General features: G+C 69.6%; 20 protein-coding genes and 1 pseudogene. 6 read left to right on the forward strand and 15 right to left on the reverse strand.

Annotated elements, in window-relative coordinates:
* Positions 1 to 128 precede the first annotated feature (128 nt).
* From ABTZ94_RS07305 to ABTZ94_RS07315, 3 genes are all read left to right on the forward strand, one after another.
* Positions 129 to 524, forward strand: a complete 396-nt coding sequence (locus ABTZ94_RS07305) for a PLD nuclease N-terminal domain-containing protein (RefSeq protein ID WP_351198391.1) — start codon at positions 129 to 131, stop codon at positions 522 to 524.
* A 207-nt stretch (positions 525 to 731) separates the two neighbouring features.
* Positions 732 to 2,885, forward strand: a complete 2,154-nt coding sequence (locus ABTZ94_RS07310) for a hypothetical protein (protein ID WP_351198393.1) — start codon at positions 732 to 734, stop codon at positions 2,883 to 2,885.
* A complete protein-coding gene (locus ABTZ94_RS07315; protein WP_351198394.1) occupies positions 2,878 to 4,440 on the forward strand; it encodes a type 1 periplasmic-binding domain-containing protein in 1,563 nt (520 codons plus the stop codon). The genes ABTZ94_RS07310 and ABTZ94_RS07315 overlap by 8 nt, the downstream gene beginning before the upstream one ends.
* Positions 4,441 to 4,489: 49 nt before the next feature.
* On the opposite strand, the gene ABTZ94_RS07320 is transcribed toward ABTZ94_RS07315, so the two are convergent.
* The 8 genes from ABTZ94_RS07320 to hemL all read right to left on the reverse strand — a co-directional run bounded on the left by ABTZ94_RS07320 (position 4,490) and on the right by hemL (position 12,958).
* Positions 4,490 to 5,017 (reverse strand): SRPBCC domain-containing protein, encoded by a 528-nt coding sequence (locus tag ABTZ94_RS07320; protein ID WP_351198396.1) that lies wholly within the window; start codon positions 5,015 to 5,017, stop codon positions 4,490 to 4,492.
* Between the two features lie 56 nt (positions 5,018 to 5,073).
* Positions 5,074 to 6,162: a c-type cytochrome biogenesis protein CcsB gene (gene ccsB / locus ABTZ94_RS07325; protein ID WP_351198398.1), complete on the reverse strand. Its 1,089-nt coding sequence runs from the start codon at positions 6,160 to 6,162 to the stop codon at positions 5,074 to 5,076.
* Positions 6,159 to 7,964, reverse strand: coding sequence for a cytochrome c biogenesis protein ResB (resB, locus tag ABTZ94_RS07330; RefSeq protein WP_351198400.1), 1,806 nt, complete (start codon positions 7,962 to 7,964; stop codon positions 6,159 to 6,161). The genes ccsB and resB overlap by 4 nt, the downstream gene beginning before the upstream one ends.
* 5 nt (positions 7,965 to 7,969) lie before the next feature.
* Positions 7,970 to 8,692: a cytochrome c biogenesis CcdA family protein gene (locus ABTZ94_RS07335; protein ID WP_351198476.1), complete on the reverse strand. Its 723-nt coding sequence runs from the start codon at positions 8,690 to 8,692 to the stop codon at positions 7,970 to 7,972.
* Positions 8,693 to 8,738: 46 nt separating this feature from the next.
* Entirely contained in the window at positions 8,739 to 9,350 is a 612-nt protein-coding gene (locus ABTZ94_RS07340) for a TlpA family protein disulfide reductase (RefSeq protein WP_351198402.1), read from the reverse strand.
* A gap of 67 nt (positions 9,351 to 9,417) precedes the next feature.
* The gene (locus ABTZ94_RS07345; protein ID WP_351198404.1) at positions 9,418 to 10,653 is read right to left on the reverse strand and encodes a polysaccharide deacetylase family protein; all 1,236 of its coding nucleotides are present in this window, start codon (positions 10,651 to 10,653) and stop codon (positions 9,418 to 9,420) included.
* A 299-nt stretch (positions 10,654 to 10,952) separates the two neighbouring features.
* Complete coding sequence (locus ABTZ94_RS07350) at positions 10,953 to 11,645, reverse strand: histidine phosphatase family protein (protein WP_351198406.1); 693 nt, start codon at positions 11,643 to 11,645, stop codon at positions 10,953 to 10,955.
* Complete coding sequence (gene hemL / locus ABTZ94_RS07355; protein ID WP_502967194.1) at positions 11,642 to 12,958, reverse strand: glutamate-1-semialdehyde 2,1-aminomutase; 1,317 nt, start codon at positions 12,956 to 12,958, stop codon at positions 11,642 to 11,644. Before hemL ends, ABTZ94_RS07350 begins: the two co-directional genes overlap by 4 nt.
* A gap of 130 nt (positions 12,959 to 13,088) precedes the next feature.
* Here hemL and ABTZ94_RS07360 point away from each other — a divergent pair, with 130 nt between their 5' ends.
* Positions 13,089 to 13,679, forward strand: a complete 591-nt coding sequence (locus ABTZ94_RS07360) for a hypothetical protein (protein WP_351198410.1) — start codon at positions 13,089 to 13,091, stop codon at positions 13,677 to 13,679.
* A gap of 7 nt (positions 13,680 to 13,686) precedes the next feature.
* On the opposite strand, the pseudogene ABTZ94_RS07365 reads toward ABTZ94_RS07360, so the two are convergent.
* The 7 genes and pseudogenes from ABTZ94_RS07365 to ABTZ94_RS07395 all read right to left on the reverse strand — a co-directional run.
* A pseudogene (locus ABTZ94_RS07365) lies at positions 13,687 to 13,875 on the reverse strand (site-specific integrase); the annotation flags it as partial.
* A gap of 76 nt (positions 13,876 to 13,951) precedes the next feature.
* Positions 13,952 to 14,170, reverse strand: a complete 219-nt coding sequence (locus ABTZ94_RS07370) for a hypothetical protein (RefSeq protein WP_351198486.1) — start codon at positions 14,168 to 14,170, stop codon at positions 13,952 to 13,954.
* A 173-nt stretch (positions 14,171 to 14,343) separates the two neighbouring features.
* On the reverse strand, positions 14,344 to 15,600 hold the full coding sequence (locus ABTZ94_RS07375) for a mannosyltransferase family protein (RefSeq protein ID WP_502967198.1): 1,257 nt from the start codon (positions 15,598 to 15,600) through the stop codon (positions 14,344 to 14,346).
* Between the two features lie 67 nt (positions 15,601 to 15,667).
* Complete coding sequence (locus ABTZ94_RS07380) at positions 15,668 to 16,096, reverse strand: sigma factor (RefSeq protein ID WP_351198412.1); 429 nt, start codon at positions 16,094 to 16,096, stop codon at positions 15,668 to 15,670.
* Positions 16,097 to 16,397: 301 nt separating this feature from the next.
* Positions 16,398 to 17,162, reverse strand: a complete 765-nt coding sequence (locus ABTZ94_RS07385; RefSeq protein ID WP_502967195.1) for an FAD:protein FMN transferase — start codon at positions 17,160 to 17,162, stop codon at positions 16,398 to 16,400.
* The gene (locus ABTZ94_RS07390) at positions 17,155 to 17,595 is read right to left on the reverse strand and encodes an FMN-binding protein (protein ID WP_351198414.1); all 441 of its coding nucleotides are present in this window, start codon (positions 17,593 to 17,595) and stop codon (positions 17,155 to 17,157) included. Before ABTZ94_RS07390 ends, ABTZ94_RS07385 begins: the two co-directional genes overlap by 8 nt.
* A 23-nt stretch (positions 17,596 to 17,618) precedes the next feature.
* Complete coding sequence (locus tag ABTZ94_RS07395) at positions 17,619 to 19,034, reverse strand: ferredoxin reductase family protein (RefSeq protein WP_351198416.1); 1,416 nt, start codon at positions 19,032 to 19,034, stop codon at positions 17,619 to 17,621.
* Positions 19,035 to 19,240: 206 nt separating this feature from the next.
* Between ABTZ94_RS07395 and ABTZ94_RS07400 the strand changes: the two genes are divergently transcribed.
* Complete coding sequence (locus ABTZ94_RS07400) at positions 19,241 to 19,975, forward strand: response regulator transcription factor (RefSeq protein ID WP_351198418.1); 735 nt, start codon at positions 19,241 to 19,243, stop codon at positions 19,973 to 19,975.
* Complete coding sequence (locus ABTZ94_RS07405; RefSeq protein ID WP_351198420.1) at positions 19,972 to 21,396, forward strand: sensor histidine kinase; 1,425 nt, start codon at positions 19,972 to 19,974, stop codon at positions 21,394 to 21,396. The genes ABTZ94_RS07400 and ABTZ94_RS07405 overlap by 4 nt, the downstream gene beginning before the upstream one ends.
* The last annotated feature ends 4 nt before the right edge of the window (positions 21,397 to 21,400 follow it).

Here is a 21,400-nt window from a genome sequence, read left to right on the forward strand (position 1 = left end):
CACAGTGGGAGGCTCCGTGTCCCGACCGTCGCCGGTGGCAGGGAAGCGCATCATGACACCGGTTACTCTGGGCCCGTCACCGGGGCGGGACAGGCCCCGCCATCTCTCCTCAGGGGGACCTTTCCACCATGTTCCGGGCCCTGATCTATCTCCTGCCTCTGGCACTGACGATCTACGCGTTCGTCGACTGTCTGAACACCCCCGAGGACGAGGCCAGGCACCTGCCGAAGATCGCCTGGGTCTTCATCATCCTGCTGTTCTGGATCGTGGGCCCGATCGTCTGGCTGGCCGCGGGCAAGACCCGCCAGGCGCCGGCCGGGGGACGTACACCGTCCGAATGGCACCGCAATCGCCGCTCGCAGTGGGTGGCGCCGGACGACAACCCGGAGTTCCTGAAGGCACTGAAGGACGAGAACAAGAAGGACGAGTCGCTCCTCAAGGACTGGGAGGCGGATCTGCGCCGCCGCGAGGAGGAGCTCAAGCGCCGCGAGAGCGGGGGAAACACAAGCCCCTCCGGCGATTGAGGAGCGGGGGTCCCGAGGCAGCGCCCCCGGCAACGACATCCAGGAGCGCGCACACGTGAACGACCGGCCATGCTCGCCACCGCGTCGGCTGATACACCACTCCGCGTCTCTGATCGTTCGAAAATCTCCCCCCTGCCCCAACACCCGGCCGATATCCTGTTGTTGACGGTGTGAAAGGTCGGGCGGGACATCGGCGCTGGGGGTGCTGTGGAGAGAGAGCTGCACGGGCGCGAGGCGATCTTCGAGAACGGCGGACTTGCGGCGCGTCTGACCGGTCTCACTCCGTACGGCTCCGCCAAGGTCCCCTACGAGCACCGTGACGATCCGCCGGTCGCCGTGCTGACCGGGGGCCGCGGCATGGGCAAGTCGGCCGTGCTCAAGCAACTGCGCCATCTGTACCGGGAGATCACCCCTGTCGCCCTGGTCGACTGCGAGGCCGTCGTGCCGCCCGCGGACCCGGGACCCGGCTGGACCCCGGTCACCGGGGCACTGCCGGAGCTCGCCACCCAGCTGACGGCGAAGGTGCGCGCCGCGCGGCCGGTGCAGTTTCCCCGGCTGAGTCTCGGCCTGGTGGCCGTCGCCTCGATCTCCTGGACGCGGGAGGACGAGACGCGGGCGCAGCGCGATCTGCAGTCGCTGGGCCCGGTGCTGGCGACCGTCGACACCCGTGGGGACGCTGCGACGGGCTGGGTCACCAAGGTGCTGACGAAGCTGGCCGCGGGTGCCTTCGACTCGATGGTGCCGCTGGCCGGAATGGTCGCGGAGGCCACGGTCGAGACGGTGCTGGAGGAGACGTTCAGCCGGTTCCAGCGACGTTCGGCGGACTGGTACGGAAGTTATCCGCACGCGGGCGGCAACGGCAGGATCGGGCTGAGGCAGCTGGCGGTCGATTTCGAGCGCGGCGGTGATCTGCGCCGCCGGGCCGAGGATCATCTGGTGCTCGCGCTGGTCGCGGATCTGGTGCGGGCGTACGGGGGTCTGGCGCGAGGTGCCCGCCGGGGCCGTCCGGTGCTGCTGCTGGACAACGCGCACACGGTGCTGGGCAGACAGCTGGTCGAGCCGGTGCTGCGGCAGCGGGCCTCCGGGGTGCGCGATCAGATCGCCGTGTTCGCCTCCTCGCGCGCCCGTGACCACGAGGGGCTGAGCCATGCGGTGCGCAGGCGGCTGCCCGAGGTGGCGCACGGTTCACACTGGGTGCGCGGTTCGGAGGTGACGTCCGGGATTCTGGCCGTGGAACTGACCGCGCTGGGCCCGGCGCATGCGCAGGCGGCGTTCGACCGGCACGATCCGGTGGGCCGTACCCCGGCCGGGCTGGCGCGCGGGGCGCTCCGGCTGACGGGTGGGCGCCCGCTGGGGGTGGCGCTGTTGGCGCAGGCGGCCGGCGAGGCGGTGGTAGCAGGAACCCCTCAGCCGGGGGCGCTGGTGCCGGGGGCGCTGCTGGACCGCACGGTGGAGCTGCGTGAGGACCGGGCGCCGGTGCGGGTGGCGGACGAGCTGCTGGCGCGGCTGCTACCGGGGCAGCAGCTCGACGTGCTGAGCGTGCTGGCCGCCGCGCACGGTGAGGACTCGGCGCGGCTGCTGGCCACGGCCCGGCTGCGCGGCCGGTCGCTGGACGGCGATGTGGCGTTGCAGGTGCGGGACGTGCTGCGAGCGCAGGGCTGGCCGGTCGGTCCCGAGTACTTCGTCGCCGATCCGCTGCTGCGGTCGCTGCTTCTGCACCGGCTGCGGTTCCAGGACGACGACCATCCGTACTACGCGGTGTGGCGTGCGGTGCACGAGACGCTGCGCACGGCGTACGCGCCCGGGGGCCGCTGCCCGAGTGTCCCGCACCGGCTGCACCAGGAGCTGGTGCTGGGCAGGACGAGGGACTGTGTGACACATCTGCGCGAGCGGTTCACCGACGGGGATGTGACGGCGTGGCTCGGCTCGTTGCGGTTCATCGCCTCGGCGCCTTGTCCGCGTCCGCCCGGCTACGCCGGCCCCGACCCGCGGCGGGCGGTCGCGCTCGGCCGGGAGGCGGCCGGTTCGCTGCCGGACGGGGAGACGGGACTCGCGGGGCTCGGCGAGCGGGCCGTGGAGCTCCAGTTGCAGCTGCGTCGGCTGCTGCACGCCGTATGGCTGCTGTCCGATCCACTGGCTCTGCCGGACGAAGAGGTGATCGACAAGATGGCGCACGAACTGCGACAACTGTCCGGCAGGCATCCGACGGGCAACAGCGTGCTGTGGGACGCGGCGACGCACTGGCCGCAGGACATCAGGGCCTGGCGGCCGCTTTCCATGCCGCCGGGGTCGTCGGACAGGGGCGGACCGGGCACGGGCGGAAGCGGGCAGGGGCAGGGGAACGGAGGCTCGGATGCGTAATCCGCTGCGTTATCGCGTCTGGTACACGGCCAGGCAGAAGGTCGTCACCACGGTGGTGGTGGGCGCACTGGTCGTCATGTCCGGCTGGTACGGCATCGGCCGGATCACCGCCCCCGAGGACCGCTCCTGCGCGAAGGGGGTCGAGCGGCCACAGGGCAGCGACGAGTGCGTAGGCGTCTCCGGCGACGGCTACGACTTCGGGCGGTCGAAGCTGACCGAGGTCGCGGCGGCCATCGCCCGGGAGAACGACACCCTGAAGCCCGGCCGGTACGCGACGGTCGCGCTGCTGCTGCCGCTGACGTCGACGGACGAGGCCATGCAGAGGAAGATGCAGCGCGAGCTGCAGGGCGCGTTCGCCGAGCAGTACCGGGCCAACCATCTCTCGAACGAGCAGGTGCCGGGGATCCGGCTGGTGCTCGCCAACACGGGGAAGAACAACCTGCTGTGGCAGCCGACGGTGGACCGGCTGAAGAAGATGACCGGGGCCCCGGACCATCTGCGGGCCGTGTCGGGGGTCGCCACCAGCAGTACCCAGGTCAGGGCGGCGGTCAAGGAGCTGACCGCCGCGCACATCGCGGTCGTCGGTACCACGATCACCGCCGACGACATCGCCAACGGCCCCGGCGGGGACCCGTTCCCCGGTCTGGCGCGGGTGTCGCCGACGAACCGGGACGAGGCGCGGGCGCTGGCGCAATTCGGGAAGGTGAAGGCGGACAAGGCGCTGCTGGTGCAGGACACCCGCACCGGGGACCACTACACGGACACGCTGCGGGCGGCGTTCACCTCGCTGGTGAAGGGCACGCAGTACGAGCCGCAGCTGTTCACCTCGCGCAAGGACCCCAACGACGAGGGCACCACGGCCAACACGTTCCAGCAGATCACGCACCTCATCTGTGACACGGATGCGGAGACGGTGTTCTTCGCCGGACGCCACACCCAGCTGCGGCAGTTCATCAACGCGCTGGGGGCCCGCGGCTGCCAGAGCCGCCCGTTCACGATCCTCACCGGCGACGAGGGCTCGTACCTCGGCAACGACAAGAAGCTCGACCGGGGCGCGCTGCGCCGCAAGGTGACGGTCCGCTACGCCTCGCTGGCGCACCCGGACGCCTGGGCGGCGGCGAAGGAGAAGGGCGGGGCGACGGGCGGTTCCCCTGCGGACTACCAGAGCTTCCTGGACCTGCTGGCCACGGTGGCGAAGAAGCCCGTGGGCCCGGTCGGTCCGACCGGTCACCAGAACCTGACCGACGGCCAGGTCATCACCGCGTACGACGCGATGTCGCTGGCGGTGCACGGCATCCGGCAGGCGACCCCGGACGGCAAGCGGCTTCCGCAGCCCGCGGATGTGGGTGAGCAGTGGCCGCGGGTGAAGGGGTCGCTGCGGGTGTCGGGGGCCGGCGGCTGGATCTGCCTGGACAACCACGGGAACCCGTACAACAAGGCGGTGCCGGTGGTGGAGCTGGCGCCGGAGGATGCCCGTCAGCGGTTCGTGGCGATCGCCTGGCCGGAGGGCACGCCGCCGGACCCGAAGTGCCTGCCGCCGTCCTCGGCGCCGTGAGGCCGTTCTTCGACGCCGTGACGCCGGTCCACGGCGCGGTGAGGCCGAGTCACCGCTCGGCCGCCGCGTACTCCTCGCGGAGCCCCGCCCACCGGACCGGCGTCCATTTCGACCAGTCGGCGGGGTATCCGTCGAGCGCTTCCACGAGGTAGCGGAAGTGGTCGTGCCAGCCGGCGAGGCAGTCCAGGCGCAGCTCGTCGTCGCCGTGGAACTCGTTGGTGAAGCGCAGCAGCACATGATCGCCGCGCGGTGGCTCCAGGTGGAAGCGGATGCGGCCGTGGGGTCCGTCGAGGGTGTATTCGGCGACCCGCTCGATGTCCCAGGCGGTGACGGTGCCGGAGGCGACCGTGGCATGCCCGCCCCCGTCGGTGTTCAGCCAGCGCAGCGTGATCGCTCCGCCGATGCGCGGTTCGAACGGGTCGGCGGCGGCGAGCCAGCCCGGCAGCCCCTCGGAACTGGCAACGGCTGCCCACACCCGGGGGACGGGATGGGGCAGCCGTAGCGTGAACCGCAGAGTGCGCCGGTCACCGTGGGTTTCGCTGGTGCCACGCTCGATGACGGGGGTCGCATCGGTCATGGTTCCAGCGTGGCCCGGTGGTGTGCGATCCGCACCCGTACGGGGGTGGGCGTCGGTCAGACGCCGGCGTAGGAGTGCTTGCCGGTGACGAAGATATTGACGCCGTAGTAGTTGAAGAGCCAGCAGCCGAAGGCGATCAGTGCCAGGTAGGCGGCCTTGCGGCCCTTCCAGCCTGCGGTGGCGCGGGCGTGCAGGTAGCAGGCGTACGCGACCCAGGTGATGAAGGACCAGACCTCCTTGGGGTCCCAGCCCCAGTAGCGGCCCCATGCGTCGCCCGCCCAGATGGCGCCCGCGATGATCGTGAACGTCCACAGCGGGAAGACGGCGGCGTTGATGCGGTACGAGAACTTGTCGAGCGAGGCGGCGGCGGGCAGCCGGGAGAGCACGGACCGGGCGAACGAACCGGGCTGCCCGCCACCCGCGAGCTTGCTCTCGTAGCTGTCGCGGAAGAGGTAGAGCAGGGTGGCGACCGCGCCGATGTAGAAGACGGCGCCGCAGAGGATGGCGGTGGAGACGTGGATCCACAGCCAGTACGACTGCAGTGCGGGCACCAGCTGGGCGCTGTCGGTGTAGAGCCACGTGGTCGCGATGCCGAGGTCCAGCAGGACGGTGGTGACCAGGAGCAGCCCCATCCAGCGGACGTTCTTCTTCAGTGCGAGGAGAGTCAGGTACGCGCCGACCGCCACCGTGGAGAAGGTGATGGAGAACTCGTACATGTTGCCCCAGGGGGCACGCTGCACGGACAGTGCGCGGGCGACCACCCCGCCGGCCTGGACGAGGAAGGCGAGCACGGTCATGGAGACCGCCACGCGCCCGTACAGGTCACCCTTGAACGTGCCGGCGGCCGCGCCGGGCCCGTCCGGGACGTCGCGGGTACCGGCTGCCGAACGCGTAATGATCTTCGGACGGTCGAGTACGGCGGTGCCGCCGCCCTTCTGCGCGACCTGCACCTTGACCGTGGCGCCGGAGCTCCGGGTCTCGGTCTCGGTCAGCGCGGCGGCGGTGCGGCCGACCTTGCTGCGGCTGCCGAACACCCATTCCGCGATGTGCGCGAAGAAGGCCAGGGTGTAGACGGCCATCGACGAATAGATCAGCACATTGCTGGTGTGCGCCAGGTTCTCGTTGGTTGCGGCGGCGAGATTCACTTCTCAGCCCCTTCGGCAGGTTCTTCGGAGGATTCTTCGACGGAGTCGGAATCCGAGTCGGGGACGGGTTCGGAGCCGGGGTCGGATCCGGGGTCGGTGTCAGTGCCGGGCGCTGTGGGCGCCACGGCGTTGAGCCTGACCGCGAGATCGGCCAGCTCCTCGGGAAGCTTCGCGGACTCGCTGCGGCCGAGACCCGCCATTTCGACGACGGTGACGCCGTCCGTACCGCGTACGGCCCGCACCCAGATGCGGCGCCGCTGGATGAACAGCGAACCCGCGAGTCCGGCGATCGCGGCGATGGAGCCGGTGAGCGCCCAGCCGCTGGCGGGCTGCTCGGAGATCTGGAAGCTGGCCCACTCCTCGACACCCTCGAAGGTGATCGAGCCGGCGCCGTCGGGCAGCTTCATCGTGTCGCCGACCGCCAGGCGCTGCTTGAGCTGCTTGCCCTCGCCGTCCTTGAACTCCTTCATCTTGGACTTGTCCAGCTGGTACACGTTCTGCGGCAGTCCGGAGTCGACGCCGAGACTCCCGTAGAAGCCGTTGAGGGCGAGCCGCGGGTTGTCGGCGGCCGGGAACTGGGAGAACATCGTGCCCTTGCCGTCGCCCGCGAAGGTCGGCACGAAGAACGCCTGGAAGCCCAGCTGGGTCTTCTTGCCGTTCTTGTCGCGGTAGCCGTCCATCACCTTGATCGCACCGGACGAGGTGACGTTGTTGTCGATGGGCAGCAGCGGCACGGCGTTGCGGTAGACCTCCTTGCCGGCGGCGTCCTTGACGGAGACGACGGGCGCGTAGCCGTGCGCGTTCAGATAGACCTTGGTGCCGTCGATGTCGAGCGGCTCGTTGACCTTGATGACGGACTTCTGCGGCTTGCCGTAGGCGCCCTTCGAGTACGTCACATGGGCCTCGTAGGTCCTGGGCGTACCGATCTGGGGGCCGCTGCGCTCGTACGTACCGATGAACTTGTCGAGCTTGAAGCTGAACGGGGCGAGCGAGTCGACGTCGAACAGCGAACCGGACTTGAAGTCGTCGTACTGGGGCAGCGCGTTGGAGAAGCCGTCGCCCTCGACGACCAGCTTGCCGCCCTCGGACTTGAAGAGCTGCCCCCAGGCGAACGCCACCAGCATCACGATCAGGGCGATGTGGAAGATCAGGTTCCCGGCCTCGCGCAGATAGCCCTTCTCGGCGGCGACCGCGTCCCCCGCGGCGTGCGCGCGGTAGCGGCGCCTGCGCATCATGGCGAGCGCGGCCTCGCGGACCTGCTCGGGCTCGGCCTCGGTGCGCCAGGTGGTGTACGCGGGCAGCCGGGTCAGGCGCTTGGGGGCGACCGGCGGGCGGCTGCGCAGTTGGCCGACGAACTGGCCGGTGCGCGGCACGATGCAGCCGATGAGCGAGATGAACAGCAGGATGTAGATCGCGGAGAACCACACCGAGCTGTAGACGTCGAAGAACTGGAGCTTCTCGTAGATCGGCGCGAGGGTGGTGTGGGCGTCCTTGAAGGCCTGCACCTTCATTTCGTCCACGCTGTTCTGCGGGATCAGCGAGCCGGGGATGGCGCCGAGCGACAGCAGGAAGAGCAGGATCAGCGCGACCCGCATCGAGGTGAGCTGCCGCCAGAACCAGCGGACCCAGCCGACGATGCCCATGGCCGGCAGACCGGCCACGGTCTCCTCACTCGGGGCGGTGGAGAGCTGGGAGCCGGCCGCACCGAGTTCGCGGGCGTTCTCCCGGTCCTGCTCGTCCCGGATCTCCCGCTCGTCGCGGCGCTCGCGGTCCGGGGCCGGGTTGGACTTGGTGTTGCTCATGGAACTCAGATCCCCACAGTGAAGCCGTCGGACCAGCCCTGCAATTCCTGCATCATGGTGTCCCACACGCCGGTCAGCAGGAGCAGCCCGGTCGCGATCATCATGACGCCGCCGATCCGCATGACCCATGCGTAGTGGCGCTTGACCCAGCCGAAGGCACCGAGCGCCTTGCGGAAGGCGACCGCCGCGAGCACGAAGGGCAGGCCGAGCCCGAGACAGTAAGCGACGGTCAGTATCGCCCCGCGCCAGGCGGTGCCCTGCTGCATCGCGAGGATGCTCACCGAACTGAGCGTCGGGCCGAGGCACGGGGTCCAGCCGATCCCGAAGAGGGCGCCCAGCAGCGGTGCGCCCGCCAGCCCCGTCACCGGCCGCTTGTGGATACGGAATTCGCGCTGCGTCATCCACGGCATGAGGCCCATGAAGAAGATCCCCATCAGGATCATCAGCACACCGAGGACCTTGGAGAGCGTCCCCCTGTGCTCCTGGAGGGTGTCGCCGAAGAAGCCGAAGAGCGCGCCGCCGGAGACGAACACGGCGGTGAAGCCGAGCACGAAGAGCGAGGCGCCCGCGACCATGCGCCCGCGTCTGGCCTGCGCCAGGTCGGTGCCGCTGACGCCGGTGACGTAACTGAGGTAGCCGGGCACGAGCGGCAGGACACACGGCGAGAAGAACGAGACGAGTCCGCCGAGTACGGCGATGGGCAGGGCGACGAGCAGTGCCCCGCTCATCACGGTCTCGTTCTGGCCCGCGACGGCGGCGAGGGTGAGCACGGAATCACTTCTCCGCGATCAGCGGGTCGATCATCTTGTGCAGCTTGTCGGAGTCGAGGGCGGTCAGGTAACGGGCGGCGATCTTCCCGTCCCGGTCCAGGACCACGGTCGACGGAATGGCCTGCGGTCGGAGCGTGCCCTTGGGGAAGCGGAGCATGAGCTTGCCGGTCGGGTCGAAAAGGCTCGGGTAGGGGACCCCGTAGTCCTTCTCGAAGCTGATCGCGGGACCCTTCTGGGCGTCCCGGGTGTTGATCCCGACGAACTGGACGCCCTTGTCCTTCGTCTCCTTCGCCACCCTCGCGAAGTACTGGGCCTCCAGACGGCAGGGCCCGCACCACGAACCCCACATGTTCAGCACGACGACCTTGCCTTTGTAGTCGGCGACGTCGAGCTGCTTGCCGTCCAGGGTCTCACCGTCGAGCTTCGGGGCGGCCTTGCGGTCGCCCTTGGCCACGGTCGAGATTCCGCCACTGCCCGTGACGAAGTTGGTATTGCCACCACCGCCGGCCTTGTTGCCGTCCCCACCGCACGCCGTCAGCGTGAGTGCGAGTGCGACGGCCGCCGCGGGGGCGGCGAGCAGGGTGAAGCGGCGTCGTGGTGCGCGGCCATAGCTCATGTGAAAAGTTTCGCATGGCGGATTCGGTGATCTCGGGCACCCCCCTCGGTGCCCGTAAAGCCCGTTGTCAGGCCTGTTTAAAGAAGGCGTTCCAGCCGCCCTCGGGCGACTGGCCGACCTCCAGCGTACGGAGCTTGTCGAGCACGTCCGGATTCTGGACGTCGAGCCAGTCGACGAACTGCTTGAAGGAGACGAGCCGCACATCCGGCTTGCCCGCGATTTCCTTGAGCGCTTCCTCGACCGCGTCCATGTAGATGCCGCCGTTCCACTCCTCGAAGTGGTTTCCGATGTAGAAGGGCGCGCGATTCGTCGTGTAGGCGCGATTGAATCCGGCGAGATACGACTGGGCGGCCTGCTTCCGCCAGCCCGGATAACGCGAGGGCATGCCCTTGGTCGAATTCTGCGACTGGTTGGCGAGGATGTTGTAGTCCATCGAAAGGACTTCGAAGGTGTGCCCGGGGAACGGTATGCCCTGCAACGGCAGGTCCCATATGCCCTGGCGCTTTTGGGGCCACACCTGGGTGCCGCCGGGCGAGCTGGCGTCGTAGCGCCAGCCCAACTTGCTCGCGGTGGGCAGCAGATTGTCCTGGCCGAGCAGACAGGGAGTGCGTGCGCCGACCAGTTCCTTGCGGTAGTCGAAAGGCAGCGGATCGAGGTCGGTCCAGCCGGTGTTGGTGCGCCATTCGGTGACGAAGGAGACTGCCTGATCGATTTCTTTCTGCCACTGGGAGGACGACCAGTTCGCGACCGATCCGGAACCGCCGCAGAAATGCCCGTTGAAGTGGGTGCCGATCTCATGACCGTCGAACCAGGCCTGACGGACGCACTTCAGCGTCTCCTTTATGTGGTCATCGGTGAGATAACCGATGTCGGAGGCACCGATGGGGTTGTTGGGCGGCCGGTACATGGACTTCTTCGACTCGGGCAGCAGATAGAGGCCGGAGAGGAAGAAGGTCATCGACGCTTCATGATCCTTGGCGAGTTCGAGAAAGCGCGGGAAGAGCCCGTTGCCGACCTCGCCCGCCCCGTCCCAGGAAAAGATCACGAACTGCGGTGGCGTCTGCCCGGGTTCGAGCGGAACCGGCGCGGAAGGCTGGTGCGGCTGCTTCCCGGTGTCCGCAGTGGAACCGTCCCCGATCTCGCGAACGTCCTTCTTCTCAGACTTGGTCCCCCGGGTGTGCCCCGCGGTCCCCGCATCCGCCACCGACCGGCCCGAACCGGAGGAACTGCACCCCGCCAGACCGATGGCCGCCGCGGCTCCGAGCCCGGTTCCGAGCAAACCCCTTCGGCTGATGTCGCGCATGAGTTCCCCATCTGCGGTCGTTTTATCCAAAGTCAATACAAACTGACAAAGACTTAGATGGGGAAAGCGGCGTACAGGTTCCGCCGATTAGCATATTTTTCTTTGCGCGACCAGACCTTGGTCCTGACCGAACGCATGTCGGACGCTGGACGGGGATCAAACCCCGGCCTCGGGGCGCCAGTCCCGCGGCGGCAGCAAAAATCGCCGGACGGGCAGAAAATCAAGCCCGTCCGGCGATTGAGGACAAAACGGTTACCGGACGACCGGGGAGACCGGCCGACCGGGGGAACCCGGGCCGGCTACGCGCCGAACGCCTTCGACTTCCCCTTCACCGGCTTCGCGCCCGCCCACAGATGCGCCGGCACCAGATCCCGCGCCGGCTCCGTGTACCCGACCGACACGATCTTGTCGCCCTGGTACGTGAAGCTGGTCAGCGACGCGAGCGTGCACTGCCGCTTGCGCGGGTCGTGCCACAGCCGCCGCCGCTCCACAAAACTGCGCACGATCCAGATCGGCAGCTGATGGCTGACGCACACCGCCTCGTGCCCGCGCGCCGCGTCACGCGCGGCGTCCAGGGCGCCCATCATCCGTACGACCTGCTCGATGTACGGCTCGCCCCACGACGGCCGGAACGGATTCGTCAGGTGCTTCCAGTTGTCCGGCTTGCGCAGCGCCCCGTCGCCGACCCCGAAGGTCTTGCCCTCGAAGACGTTGGCGGCCTCGATGAGCCGCTCGTCGGTGGCCAGGTCGAGGCCGTGCGTCTTGGCGATCGGCGTGGCCGTCTCCTGGGCGCGCTCCAGCGGGGAGGCGACGACATGGGTGATGTCGCGGCCTTCCAGGTGCTCGGCGACCCGGTCGGCCATCTGCCGGCCGAGCTCGGAGAGGTGGTAGCCGGGACGGCGCCCGTAGAGCACGCCCTGCGGGTTGTGCACCTCGCCGTGCCGCATCAGATGGACGACGGTGATGTCCTTGCGGCTTTCGTTCTCGCTCATGCGGTGGCCTCCGATGCGGCGCGGGCAGCGGCGGGCAGGGCGGCGGCGATGCGCTCGACGGCCTGCGTGTCGTGGGCGGTGGAGACGAACCAGGACTCGAAGGCGGACGGCGGCAGGTAGACGCCCTGCGACAGCAGCGAGTGGAAGAAGGCGGTGAAGCGGAAAGCTTCCTGCTGCTTCGCGTCCTCGTAGTTCCTCACCGGCCGGTCGGTGAAGAAGACGGAGAACATGTTGCTCGCCGCCTGCACGGTGTGTGCCACACCTTCCTTGGCGAGCGCCTCACTGACCAGACCGCGGATCTCCGCGGAGACCGCGTCCACCTTCGCGTACGCGGCGTCGTCGAGCAGCCGCAGCTGGGCGAGACCGGCGGCGGTGGCGACGGGGTTACCGGAGAGGGTGCCCGCCTGGTAGACGGGACCGGCCGGGGCGAGGTGCGCCATCACGTCCGCGCGCCCGCCGAAGGCCGCTGCCGGGAAGCCGCCGCCCATGACCTTGCCGAAGGTCATCAGGTCGGGCCGCACCCCGTCGACGCCGAACCAGCCAGCCTTCGAGGTACGGAAACCGGTCATGACCTCGTCGGAGATGTAGAGCGCGCCATTGGCGGCGCAAATCTCCTTGAGCCCGGCGTTGAAGCCGTCCAGCGGCGGTACGACGCCCATGTTGCCCGGCGACGCCTCGGTGATCACACAGGCGATCTCGCCGGGCTGCGCGGCGAACGCCTCCCGCACGGCGTCCAGGTCGTTGTACGGCAGCACGATCGTGTCGCCGGCCTGCGCGCCGGTGACCCCCGGGGTGTCCGGCAGGCCGAAGGTCGCGACGCCGGACCCGGCGGCGGCGAGCAGCGCGTCGACGTGGCCGTGGTAGCAGCCGGCGAACTTCACCACCTTGGCCCGGCCGGTGAACCCGCGGGCGAGACGGATCGCGGACATGGTCGCCTCGGTGCCGGACGACACCAGCCGCACCTGCTCCACGGGCTCGACCCGGGCCACGATCTCCTCGGCGAGCGCGACCTCGCCCTCACCGGGCGTACCGAACGAGGTGCCGCGGGCGACAGCCTCCTGAACTGCGGCGATGACCTCGGGGTGGGAGTGGCCGAGGATCATCGGCCCCCACGAGCACACGAGGTCGACATACTCACGGCCGTCGGCATCGGTGAGGTACGCACCGGTACCGGACACCATGAAGCGGGGCGTACCGCCCACGGCCCGGAAGGCACGGACGGGAGAGTTCACGCCGCCGGGCGTCACGAGGGACGCGCGGTCGAAAAGCGTCTGCGAAACTGGGGCGTCATAGGGAAAGCTCACACAAGCCATGGTGTCAGAGCCACGGACGGTCTTGCGGACAGGTGTTTCACCGCACGCCCGTGGGGGAGGTCACTGACACGATGATCGGGTTGCGCGGCGGGGGCTGTGTCTCCTTAAGTAGTAGTCGGGTGGATGAGATATGCATCGCGGTGGCGGAGTGGGCGAAGGGACCGACGACCTGGGGCCCGAGCCTTCCCGGCGGGGTCGGCACCGGCGTGAGGCGGAACGCAGACAGGGCATGCAGGCCGGTGGTACGCAGGGTGTCGGAGCCGGAAGCAGGAGTGGTGGCCGGGTGGGGGTGACCTACAAGTATTTCGGCGCCCCTGACGGGGCGACCGCGGCACGCGTGCCCATTTCGATGCGCCCCGAGGAGCTCGGCGGCGACGAACTGGGCATGGGCGGCATGTTCACCAAGATCAAGCCGGAGACGGTGGCGGCGATGGTCCTCACCGGCATCCAGGGCATACCTCTGCACAGGGTCCCCCCACTGGAACTGGTCGTACTGCACCCCGACTACGCGGTGGTCAAGCTCCCGATGACGGTCGTCGACCCGCTGCGCGGCGTCGGCGAGGAGTCGGTGGGTGCCGCGGCCTTCATCTGGTCCACGGTCCCGGACCGCGGCGGCCCGCGCGACGCGTTCAACGTCTACCAGCTGCTGCACGAGTGGCAGGACTTCAGCCACCGGCTGCACGACGCGGGGCATCAGGCGTACTGCCTGGTGTGGCCCTGACCCGGGGTCAGGCGGGGGTTCGGGCGGGGCTTTCGGGCTCCGCCCTCGTCATGTGCGGGTGGGTCTCGCTGGACGGCAGCAGGTGCGTGTACGTCCGCAACGTGAAGCCCGGGTCCGAGTATCCGAGGTACTCGGAGAGCGCTTTGATGCTCTCGCCCGCGTCCAGGAGCACGGAGGCGTAGGCGTGCCGGAGAGCTGAAATGGTGCAGCTCCGGCAGCGTACGCCGACGGTCCCGGGCGGCCATTTCGTGGCGCCATGCCTGCCGCAACCCTTAGATCGCTGTCCTCGCCCTGGTGACGAGAGCCTCGGCGACGTCAGCGGCAAGGAGGAAAGGAAGGTGGCGATTGACTGGGTCCTGGTGGTCGCGGTAGCGGGCGAAGGGGAGCAGGGACGCGAGCGGGGCCCACTGGTATTCGAGATCGTTGATGGGCCAGTTCCTCTGTTCGCAGCCCTTGAGGATGGTGCGTAGCTTCGTGACGCAGCTCAGCACGCGCTGGACGTCCGGATCGGCGTCATTGGGGATCTGCGCCGTCCACAGCGCCTCACCATGCAGGGTCGCTGCCGAACCAGGCGCGGATCTGACCCAGTTGATCTGGCTTCCGGAGGAACGTCCGAGTCCACCTCGCCTGCTCGGCCGTCCTCACACTGCTTCCGCGGGGTGGGTCAGCCGGCCCACCGTCCGGAGAGGAAGGTGACGGCGAAGACGGTCATCAGGGGTGCTGCGATGACGAGGTAGGCGGTCTTGATGTGGGCGTTTCGCAGGCTCCAGGCAGCGAGGCCGGTCCACAGGGGCCACCACAGGAGGGTCGCGCGGGGGATGGACGTGTACCAGTAGGAGGTACCCAGGGCCCACAGGCTGAGGCCGATGTACACGGCTTCCGGCCAGCGCCGCTGTCGGAGCAGCAGGCCGCACAGGCCGATGCCGACCAGCATGGCGAGGAGTTCGGCCTGGCTCATCAGGGCGTACCCGGTGCTCTGGGAGTGCCCGAAGGCGGCGTGCCAGGTGTTCTGCCAGGCTTCCCAGGGGGCGTGGAAGTCGCGGTACCAGCCGCGTTCCTCGGCGTGTTTCCAGGCCATCCAGTCGCCGGTGTGCGCGTGCAGGTACCAGCTGTGGAGGAGCGGCGGGAGGGCGGGCAGGGTCAGCCAGGGAAGACGTCGCCAGTGGGCGGGGGTGCGGGCGGTGACCAGGAAGTGGACCGCGAGAGCCGCGGCGAGGAAGAGGCCGCTGACACGGACAGTGGTGGCCAGGCACGTCAGGGCGGCTGCGAGCGGCCAGTTGAGGCGCTGGGCGGCCAGCCAGGCCGGCAGCGCCAGGGCGAGGAAGAGCGCTTCGGTGTAGCCGGCGGCCAGGAAGACCGCGCACGGGGAGAGCAGGAAGAACAGGGCCGCGCGCCGGCCCGCGTTGTCCTGCGACAGGTGCAGCCGGGCGATCCTGGCCAGGGCCAGTACGGCGACGCCTCCGGCAACGAGGGAGATCAGCGCACCGGCCGCGGGCCAGCTCGGGACGACGGTATGGACGGCCCGCAGCGCGAGGGGGAAGCCGGGGAAGAAGGCTTCCCTGTTGTCCCAGCCGGCTGTCCAGGGGCCGGACTGGCCCGGGAAGTAGCCGTCCTGGGCTATGTGCAGGTAGTGCCACCAGTCCCAGCGCTGCCACGGTGAGAAGAACGAGGCGGCGTGGTGGGTCTGGCGGTCGTCGGGGAACAGCCAGCGGGTGCAGTAGGCGGTGATCCAGATGCCTGCGCGGGTCAGCAGGTACAGCCACAGCACCTCGCGGTCGGCGGGCTTGAGCCGGAGGAACAGCCGGCCAAAAAATGTCGTGCTCGGTGACGGGGCGTCGCGGGGCGGTCCGGAAACGGTACTGGTTCGGGCGGGCGGACGCTCGCGCTGCCGGTGGAGGAATGAAAGGCTCACAACAGAAATCTCCTGGGTCGAATTCGCGCGTGCCGAGCTGCCCCGGGTAGCTACCCGGGGCACGGGAGGCGGGAGGTCAGCGGGGCGGGTCGCTCCGGCTGGGGGTGGCCGGTGGCCCCGATGAGTTCTGGCCGGGGGACGGCACGCCCGTCGTCGGCGGCAGGCTGGTGCGGGGCGGGGAGGGCACGGGAGAGGGCCGGGAGACCAAGGCCACCGACTCCGGGCCAGGAGCCTCCATATGAGGCGGGGCACCACTGCGCTGCCAGGCGTCCGCCGTACGGCGCCGCCCGCGCCACCGGCTCACCGCCAGGCGCCAGGCGACCGTACGGATCCATGCCTCGGGCTGCCCGTCACGGTCAAGCTGACGCCGTCGGCTCCAGCCTTTGACGAAAGCTTCCTGCACCACGTCCTGCGCCTCGTGCTGGTCGCCGAGCATCACAAACAACTGCCCCGTCAGCCGGGCGGCCGTCTGCGCATAGAACTCTTCGAACTCCTCGACGGTCAACAATCAGCTCCTGGATCTCCTCGGTCTCACCGGGCTTACGCCCGGCACCCCGCTTCCGGACGACACCGAACCCGAAATGATCAGCATGACGGTCATCACACGGACCTGAGGGTCCGGGGCATCAGATTGCGGTTCAGTCAGCCCCTTCTCACCAAATGATCGCCTGTGAGTGTTCTGCGAGGATCCGGAGCACGCCCCGTGTCCGCAGGTGAGCGCAGACAGAAGTCGTGCGACGGGGTTCCGAGGGACTGCCGCGACTCGGGGCGACTCGGCAGTCGACGGGCGCCGCCAGTGGCACGCGTCAAGGCCGTCGGCGGCCGAAGCCGGGGGTGTGCCACTCCTGCCCGTCGGGTGCGATGGCCAGCGCCTCGTACCCGTCCAGCGATTCCAGCCAGCCGGGTGCCGCCGCGCCCATGGCGAACGCGGCTGTGGCGTAGGCGTCCGTCATGGTCAGCCGGGGGCCTGTCAGGGTGAGAGAGGCCAGGGCGCGGGCCGGCTCTCCGGTGTGCGGGTCGAGGATGTGGGCCCCGCGTTCGGCGGTTCCCGAGGTCGCGACGGCCAGGTCATGTCCGGTCACCACGGCGGCCAGTTCTCCGGGGCGCAGCGGGTGGGCGATGCCTATGCGCCAGGGCGTGCCGGGGGATGCTTCGCCGCGCAGTTGGAGATCGCCTCCGGCGTTGACGCACGTGTTCCGTGCGCCCGCCTCGTACAAGAGGTGTGAAGCGGCTTCGGCCGCCCAGCCCTTGACCAGGCCGGAGGGGTCGAGGGTGCCGCCCGGGGTGGTACTGAACCAGCCGTCGCTGGTCCGGTTCGCTTCCGCGCAGAGCGCGAGGACGTCCTGAACCTCGGCCGGGCAGGCGTCGAGTCCGAACTCGCCCCGGCCGAGCCTGCTGATGACGCTTTCGGGACGGTAGGTCGAGAACACGGCGTCGGCGTGGTGCAGCCCGCGCACGGCCTCTTCGAGGGCCTGGCGGATCGCCGCAGTGGGGCGTTGGCAGATGTCGAAGGAGAAGACGGTGCCCATCACATGCTCGACATGGCGCAGGCCGTGTTCGGTGTCATGCACCGGACTTGTCCAGTGCACTCTGCAGCGACTGCGTGTATCCCTGGCTGGTGTAGCTGGCCCCGGACACGGAGTCGATGTGCGCGCTCTGGGTGCCGAGGGCCTCCTGGGTCAGGCGGGGCAGGGCATAGGCGGCGAGCTGCTGGTCCCGGCCGTTCTCGTTCGGTGCCTGGAGTACGCGTACGGCAGTGAGCTTTCCCCGCACGAGGGTGACGGCCACCTGCACCGTCCCGTACTCCGTGTCGACGGGATCGCCGGTGAAGGTGCCGGATGCGGTGTGGGTGCCCGGCGGGGCGCTCGTCGAGGTGTGCGGGGGCGTCGTGGTGGCGGGCCCGGTTGATCCTTCGGCCATGCCGGGCATCTGATGGGGCTTGAGCGACAACAGCACCACGATCAGCCCGCTGGTACCGACGGTGATGAGGACGGTTCGACGCACGGTGGTTCTCCTCCGGGTGCTCATCAGAACGTGAATGACTCGTGGTGGATCCGGCGGTTCGGTACTCCGGCGTCACGCAGTGCGTGTACCGCCGCATCGGTCATGCCGGGCGGACCGCAGAGGTAGACGTCGTGCTCGGCCAGGTCCGGGACGAGACCGCTCAGAGCGTGCGAGGTCAGCAGGGAGACCGGCGGGACAGCATCCGGAACGGGGTACGGGCCCTGGTGAGGAGAGGTCGGCGCAGGTTCGTCGTCGACGACGTAGTGGACGCGCGTCGTGGAACGGGCGGCGGCGATCGCGTCGAGCTCCGCGCGCAGGGCGAGGTCCTCGGCCCGCCGGGCCCGGTATATGAGCGTCACCTGTCCGGGCAACGTCTCGAACAGCGCCCGCAGTGGAGTGATGCCGACGCCGCCGGCGAGCAGCAGAACCTTGGATGCGGTGCGGCGGTCCGCGGTGAAGCCGCCGTACGGGCCCTCGGCCCAGACCCGGGTGCCGGGGGCGAGGTGGGCGAGGGCCTCGCTGTGGGAACCGTCGGCCTTCACGGTGATCCGCAGCTGGCGGGGGTGCGGCGGCGCGGACAGCGAGTAGGGGTTGGCGGTCCACCACAGTCCGTGGGTGAGGAAGCGCCAGCGGAAGAACTGGCCCGGCTGAGCTCCCAGTTCGTCCAGGTGCCGGCCTGTGAGATGGACCGAGACGACACCGGGGGCCTCGGTGCGGACGGTGGACACCGTCAGCCGGTGACGCAGTCCACGGCGTACGGGGACGGTGAACCGGTACCACGCGATGAGGGCGAAGACACCCAGGTAGAGGGCGTACCAGGCGAGCTGCGCGGGGCGGTCGGCGACGAAATCCGCTCCGTTGGACAGCTGGTGGCCGAAGGCGAGGAAGACCGCCAGATAGGTGGCGAAATGCAGGTAGTGCCAGGTCTCATAACTCATCCTGTGGCGGGCGGCCCGCGCAGAGAGGATTCCCGTACCGACGAGGAGCAGGAAGCCCACTGTTCCTTTGAGGAGGTCCGGATAGTGCAGGACCAGGAGCGTGGTCTGGTCCACCACGTTCGTCCGGGAGGCGACGGCATATCCCCAGATGATGAGCAGGGTGTGGGCGAGGATCAACGAGATGGTGCAGCGCCCGCCCAACGCGTGCCAGCGGGCCAGCCGGTCGGTTCCGATGCTGTGGTCGAGCAGCGGGACACGGGCCATGAGGGCCAGCAGGACGGCGCACGCGTACCCGGCCAGGAGGCCGGTGATGCGCCCCGCGCCGGTCAGCCAGCCGGTCACACCGACGACGGCGGTGGTGTCGCTCCACCACAGGGCCAGGACGGCCGCGGCACCCGCCCAGATCAGTCCGGGGACGAGCAGGGGGACAACGCTGCGCGGGGGTAGCCGGTGGCTCGGGCCGCGGCTCGCGTACCTGGCGGTCAGGGGTGTGCCGGCCATGGCGCTCCTCAGGTGGATCCGCTTGTGTGGTGGGCTTCGCCAGACTTGCAGCGCATCCTCTGCGTACCTTCTGAACCGGACGCCGCACCCTCCGAGCCGGATGACCGCCCGCCCCCGTCCGGCCGGTTGCCGGGCAAGGATTAAGAGGGAACTCACAGGATGTGGGCGGCCCGCCGCGCCGCGGGCTGGGGGATGCTGGACAGACCATGAGCAACCACCGCACGCAGCCGTCCCTGCGCCGGCCCGACGGGGAACCGATGCGGGTCCTCGTCGTCGACGACGAACCGGACCTGACCGAGGTGCTGGCCGGAGCGCTGACCGGCGAGGGCTGGCAGGTCCGTACCGCCGCGGACGGCGCCTCCGCGGTCGCCGAGGCCCGTGTCTTTCGGCCGGACGCCGTCGTACTGGACCGGATGCTGCCCGACATGGACGGCCTGCGGGTGCTGCGGGAGCTGCGCCGCGAGGCGAGGGAGGTCTGCGTGCTGTTCCTGACCGCCCGCGACGCGGTGGAGGACCGTATCGCGGGTATCACGGCAGGCGGCGACGACTACGTGACCAAGCCGTTCAGCCTGGAAGAAGTGCTGGCCCGGCTGCGCGGGCTGCTGCGCCGGGCGGGAACGGCGAGCGGATCGGGCGGGAGCGGGCTGGCCGTGGGCGAGCTCACCATGGACGAGGAGGCCAGGGAGGTCAGACGCGGGGGCGACATCGTTGAGCTGTCCCGCACCGAATTCGAGCTCCTGCGGTTCCTGATGCGCAACCCACGCCGGGTGCTGTCCAAGGAGCAGATCCTCGACCGGGTCTGGGCCTACGACTTCGGAGGCCGTGCCCACGTCGTCGAGCTCTACATCAGCTATCTGCGCAAGAAGATCGACGCGGGCCGCACCCCCATGATCCATACGGTGCGAGGTGTGGGATACGTCCTGAAGCCGGGCTCCTCGTGAGGCGGCTCGTGCCGCACACCTTGCGGGGACAGCTCACCGCCGGGCTCGTCCTGCTGCTCGCCGTCGCCTGTCTGGCCGTCGGCATCACGACCGCCCTGGCGCTCGAAGGCTTCCTGGTACGCCGCCTGGACCAGCAGCTCACCGCGTCCGGCGGCCGGTTCGCGGCCAGTCTGGAACACGAGGCCAGGCCGGACGCCGACAACAGCCCCGACACCCGCGGGCAGTCGGAGCACACGTTCGGCGCCCGGCTGCTGAACGGGACGGTCACCCGGGCGGCCGTGGTCGACGAGGCGGCCGACCGCCCTGTGCCGCTGACGGCCGAGGACAGGCGCGCTCTGGCCGCCGTCCCGGTCGGCGCGGGCGGCCACAGCATTCGTCTCTCCGTGCTCGGGGCCTACCGGGTCACCGCGGTGACCGGTGACGATCACGACGTCCTGATCGCCGGACTGCCGCTGCACCCCGTGGAAGAGACCGTGCACCGGCTCGAAGCGGTCGAGGCGATGGTGTTCGGCACCGCTCTGCTGGCCACCGGCGTCACAGGAGCCCTGTGGGTACGGATCTCGCTGCGTCCCCTGCACCGGGTCACCGCGCAGGCCGCGAACGTGGCCCGGCTGCCGCTCGCCAGCGGCGAAGTCGCCATGCCGGGACCGTTGCCCGTCGCCGATCCACGCACCGAGGTCGGGCAGGTCGCCACCGCTCTCAACCGCATGCTCGGACATGTCGGAGACGCGCTCGCCCGACGCCAGGCGAGCGAGGAACGACTGCGGCACTTCGCCGCGGACGCCAGCCACGAACTGCGCACCCCTGTCGCCAATATCCGCGGCCACGCCGAACTCGCCCTGCGCCGCCACGGCCCCGTACCCGACGAGGTCGGGCGCGCCCTGGAACGGATCGAGGCGGAGTCCCGGCGGATGAGCGGCCTCGTCGACGACCTGTTGCTCCTCGCCCGGCTCGACGCCGGGCGCCCCCTGGACCACGAACCCGTCGACCTGACCCTGCTCGTCCTCGACGCGACGCAGGACACCCGGGCCGCAGGCCCCGGTCACCGCTGGCTGCTCGACCTCCCCGAAGAGCCCGTGACCGTCACCGGTGACGGTCACCGCCTCCACCAGGCGATCGGCAACCTCCTCACCAACGCCCGCACCCACACTCCCGACGGCACCGAGGTGACCGTAGGGCTCCGCGCCGAGGACACCGTCGCCCGTCTGACCGTGACCGACAACGGGCCCGGCATCCCCGAGGAACTCCAGCCCGAGATCTTCGGCCGCTTCGTCCGCGCGGATCACAGCCGCTCCCGGAAGACCGGCAGTACCGGCCTCGGTCTGGCGATCGTCCACGCCGTGGTCACCGCGCACGGCGGCACCATCGAGGTCGACAGCCGTCCCGGGCACACGTCCTTCGAGATGACACTGCCCCACTGACTGC

Source organism: Streptomyces sp. NPDC002785 (assembly GCF_040295565.1).
Taxonomy (GTDB): domain Bacteria; phylum Actinomycetota; class Actinomycetes; order Streptomycetales; family Streptomycetaceae; genus Streptomyces.